The organism is Escherichia sp. KTE172 (assembly GCF_000408845.1).
GTDB classification, from domain to species: Bacteria; Pseudomonadota; Gammaproteobacteria; order Enterobacterales; family Enterobacteriaceae; genus Escherichia; species Escherichia coli.
The window spans coordinates 1-507 of the sequence record NZ_KE137318.1 but is presented as its reverse complement, the minus strand read 5'-3'; the positions used below and the strand labels follow the sequence as shown (position 1 = coordinate 507).

The window sequence follows — 507 nt, the reverse complement described above, 5'->3', positions numbered from 1 at the left end:
AACACCTTAAATTCCTCCACCTTTACCTTAAATTCCTCCACATATACCTCTATAACATATTGATTTTATTAATGAATTTTGACCCTAAAACAAGTATTAAAAACAAGATCTTAAAAACAAGATCTAAAAACTTAACGGCGAGCCTGTGGATAACTTGGGGCGCTGAAAACAAAAAACCAATAAAAACAATGTGTTGCAAGAAAGCAGAATTGCAAGTTCCGAATACTCCCCTTCCAACCCTGTGGAAATCCAGTATTCATGCGGGTTCAGCGCATATCACCTACCGAAAAACCGTGCGTATGTGCTCAACCTGGCGACGGATTCACTTCCGCTTCCTCGCCCACTCGCTCGCTAACGCTCGGTCGCTGGGGCTGCGGCGAGCGGACGATACAATCACTGTCCTGGCAGCGCCTCCAGCTCGTTAATCAGCGGCAGTATGCGCGTCACATCAGCCTGTCGTGTCACCTCTGCCTTCAGGAACTGGAGTAACCAGGCACGCAACTGCAC

1 protein-coding gene and 1 pseudogene are annotated in these 507 nt (G+C 47.1%); one reads left to right on the top strand and one right to left on the bottom strand.

What is annotated here, in order from left to right; translation table 11 throughout:
• On the top strand, positions 1-425 hold a 425-nt coding region (locus G434_RS30570), incomplete at its 5' end, for a hypothetical protein (protein WP_248698438.1).
• On the opposite strand, the pseudogene mobC reads toward G434_RS30570, so the two are convergent.
• Positions 394-507, bottom strand: a pseudogene (gene mobC / locus G434_RS31035) (relaxase accessory protein MobC); the annotation flags it as partial. The gene G434_RS30570 and the pseudogene mobC overlap by 32 nt on opposite strands.